The organism is Pleurocapsa sp. CCALA 161 (assembly GCF_003003995.1).
Lineage (GTDB): Bacteria > Cyanobacteriota > Cyanobacteriia > Cyanobacteriales > Xenococcaceae > Waterburya.
In genome coordinates this window covers 1-3651 of the sequence record NZ_PVWF01000231.1, presented here as the reverse complement: position 1 = coordinate 3651, position 3651 = coordinate 1, and the positions used below count along the sequence as shown (strand labels likewise).

Here is a 3651-nt window from a genome sequence, read left to right as displayed (position 1 = left end):
GTTATCAAGGAATGTCTAGCTGTTGGCTGGTAGATCAGCTATTAACTCATCAAGCAAGTCATCTTACCTGTATTGATAGTCAGTTTGCAGGCAAATTTAAAGAGAACATCATTAAAACTGGTGCAGAATCCAAAGTAAGCTTGTGCCAGGGTGATACTCACCAGCGAATGACAGAATGTACTCCTAATAGTTTCGACTTAATTCATCTTCAGGATCGATGTAAATTACTTGAACACAGCGAAATTAATGCTCAACTAGCTTGGAAACTGCTTAAATCAGGAGGATTTGTGATATTTGGTTACTATGGCTGGCGTAATCCTCAAGATCCCCAGCAAAATCCCCAAGCAGGTATTGATCGCTTTTTGACTTCTGTTAAAAATCAGTGGCAAGTAGTCGATTTATCTCCTGCTACTTTCCAATTAATTATTCGCAAGCTTTAATCAGGTAGAGGCGAACGGTGAAGCACTTGCAGTGGACAGGTATCCTGGCATAAGTAAAGTGCTGAACCCGAAGGGCTGTTCGCACTTGTATCAGTAACAAGAAGATATCCTTTAGGACAACGTCAGTAATTAGTAATCAGTATTAAGCAGTGAAAAGTTCTCTATCCAGATTAGATCCAGTTGCTATTGACAAGGCGATCGCCGAGTATGTTCAAGAAATAGCGGTTAATCCTCAATCTGCCCAAGCACACGCAGATTTGGGAGATTTATATGCTCAACAACAACGGTGGCAACTAGCAATTAAGCATTTTCGACAGGCAATTACGCTTCAGCCTGATTTTGAGTCGGTATATAAGACTTTGGCAGATCTGCTGTTGCAAGAGGGTAAAGATGAGCAGGCGATTAAAGTCTATCGTCAGGGAGTTAAAAATAATCCTCAAAATTCTAACTATCTTTTTGCTCTTGCATCGGCTTTAGCCGCTCAAAAGAAATGGTTGCGAGCCAGCAATAATTTTCAACAGGCAGCAGAACTAGAGCAAAGTGCTAGAGTTTACTATCATTGGGGCATTGTCGACTATGAGCGACAAGAATACGACCAAGCGCGATCGCATCTAGAAAAAGCAGCAGAGTTAGAGCCGTCAGCCAAAATTTACTATCGTTGTGGCTTGGCTTATTTTCAGCTAAAAAAAGATGATAAAGCAGAAAGTTGCTGGAACAAGGCGATCGCCCTCAAGGAAAACTATGCTCTTCCTTACTATCAGCTAGGAAGGCTCTGGCAAAATCAACGGCAATGGCAACAGGCAATTGCAGCCTATCGCCAAGCAATTTCGATTAAACCTGAGTTTGTTCTTGCTTTGAGTAAGCTGGGGGCGGTTTATCGACACTTACAGCAATTTGACTTGGCGAGCGATTGCTTGCGTCAAGCAATTGATTGTATGACTAAACAAGATTCTTTAGAAGAGTTAGCTGTCACTGGCGATCGCTCGACTATGGCTAAAGATCTTTCGATTACCGTTGATTTATATTTTCAGCTAGGTAAACTTTTGCGCGCTCAAGGTTCTTTCCCCGAAGCCATTACAGCTTATCTTCAATCAATTCAACTCGATCCTGGTTTTAAGAGTAGCTATATCGATCTGCAATATACGCCCATCGCTCAAGAACAATTTCCTGAAGTGATTAAGGTTTATCGTCAAATTGTTACCGATCATCCTGAGATTACTCTTGCCTGGGGTAATTTGGGAGATGCTTTAACTCAACAAGATCAAGTCGCTGAAGCGATCGAGTGTTACCGTACTGGAAGTTATCAACAGGCAATTAAAGCCTATCCCGATCTGGCACAGTTGGACTGGCCAAGTCAGAAAAAATCTGGACCCGACTTTATTATTGCAGGAGCAACTAAATGTGGGACTTCCTCAATTTACCATTACCTTAGTCGTCATCCTCAAGTATTACTTTCTCACAAGAAAGAGCTTGATTTCTATTGGCAGCATTATAAACGAGGTATTGATTGGTATTTAGCCCATTTTCCGACTATTAGCGATCGCCCTGATTTTCTGACAGGAGAAGCTACCCCTAACTATATACGCTTTCCTCAAGTGGCACAAAGAATTAAGGATACTTTTCCTCAAACCAAAATTATTATCCTCTTGAGAAATCCCGTAGATCGAGCAATATCTTGGCATTATCATAAGCTTAATACAGGCTTGACTAAGCTGGATTTGCCAACGGCGATCGCCAGTGAAATTAATCGATTAGTTACTGTCTCTGAAGCAGAAATTACTAACACAGGCTATTATGACCCTGATAATATCATGAGTAGTCTTTATATCTATAAACTTAAACCCTGGATCGAAATTTTAGGACGCGAACAATTTTTAATTCTCAAGAGCGAAGATTTTTATTTGAATACTCGCGAAAATATGGAACAGGTATTTAAGTTTCTCGCTTTACCTAGCTGTCCTCAAGATAATTATCCCCAGGTTAATGCTGGTTCTTATCAAGATGTAGACCCTCAGATTAGAAATACGTTAGTTAAATATTTTGCCCCTTATAATAGGCAGTTGGAACAATATTTAGGCATAGACTTTGGTTGGGAGTAAAAATCGGCATAGCGATCGCGATCGTTTGATTCTCTTGCCTAAAAAAAGAATAAGGACGCTTAATTAAACGTCCTTTACTAATAAAACTACTTATTAGAATCAATTAAGTAGATATACTAAAACGAATAGCACTAACCAAATTACATCCACAAAGTGCCAGTAAATCTCTGCTGCTTCTACTCCAAAGTGACTACTACTAGAGTAATGTCCTGGTTGACGCGATCGCCACAGCACACAAAGAATAAGTAATACTCCTGTCATGACGTGCAAACCGTGAAATCCAGTGAGGACATAAAAGCAACTGGCTAACAGATTAGTGGTTAAACCAAATTCGGCGTGAGAATACTCATAGACTTGCCCTGCGAGGAAGACTGCACCCATTGCTGCTGTAATCCCGAACCACTTTTGCAGACCTTGAACATTATCTTGTTTTAAAGCTTTTTGCCCCTCGTGCATGACAAAGCTACTAGCCACCAGAATTGAAGTATTAATCAGTGGAATCAGCAGTTCAAATTCGGGCATTCCTTCGGGAGGCCAAACAGGCATAATCGCTCGATAAATGAGTAGCGCAGCAAAAAAGCCAATAAAAGTCATACTATCGGAAACTAGGAAGATATACAGACCAAACATGCGATGATCTGGATGTCCGTGATGTCCGCCATGTTCTACTGCTTCTTGTTCTGAAGCGATTCCTTTGGCTAGCTTCCCATTGATTATTTGGGTATTATCTACGGTTGAACCTTGCATATATCAATCTTTGTAATTAGTTAATTGTCTTGTTATGGTCTTGTTATCCTTCGGCGGTGACTGCTGCTAGCATATCTTCGACATCTTCATTCCCATCGATAGTTTCTGTATCAACACCATAATCATAAGGACCTGCCCAAAGAACAGGTTCTTCTTCAAAGTTTTCAATGATTGGCGGAGATGCTGTTTGCCATTCTAGGGTTAAAGCACGCCAGGGATTACGAGCAGCTTTTTTACCCTTATACAAACTCCAAATGATATTGATAATGAAGGGAAAAGATGACAACGCTAGAATATAAGAGCCAATAGTACAGACTATGTTTAATGTCTGAAACTGAGGATCGTAAAGAGCAATACGACGGTTC

The 3651-nt window shown here is 40.5% G+C and carries 3 protein-coding genes and 1 pseudogene; 2 read left to right on the top strand and 2 right to left on the bottom strand.

Annotated features, from left to right (window positions below; genetic code table 11):
- Positions 1–440 (top strand): class I SAM-dependent methyltransferase (locus C7B62_RS25020; protein ID WP_146132221.1); only part of this gene is annotated, 440 nt, incomplete at its 5' end.
- A 149-nt stretch (positions 441–589) separates the two neighbouring features.
- Positions 590–2539 carry a tetratricopeptide repeat protein gene (locus tag C7B62_RS25015; RefSeq protein ID WP_106244201.1) on the top strand — a complete coding sequence of 650 codons (1950 nt, stop codon included), beginning with the start codon at positions 590–592 and terminating at the stop codon, positions 2537–2539.
- A gap of 99 nt (positions 2540–2638) precedes the next feature.
- Here C7B62_RS25015 and C7B62_RS25010 read toward each other — a convergent pair whose 3' ends face one another.
- Together C7B62_RS25010 and C7B62_RS25005 are read right to left on the bottom strand one after the other, a co-directional pair.
- Entirely contained in the window at positions 2639–3286 is a 648-nt protein-coding gene (locus C7B62_RS25010) for a heme-copper oxidase subunit III (RefSeq protein ID WP_106244197.1), read from the bottom strand.
- A 43-nt stretch (positions 3287–3329) separates the two neighbouring features.
- Positions 3330–3651 (bottom strand): annotated as a pseudogene (locus C7B62_RS25005) (cytochrome c oxidase subunit I); the annotation flags it as partial.

Excerpts from the sequence above, each read along its gene's own strand:
- C7B62_RS25010 (WP_106244197.1), bottom strand. The coding sequence starts at position 3,286 with ATGCAAGGTTCAACCGTAGATAATACCCAAATAATCAATGGGAAGCTA.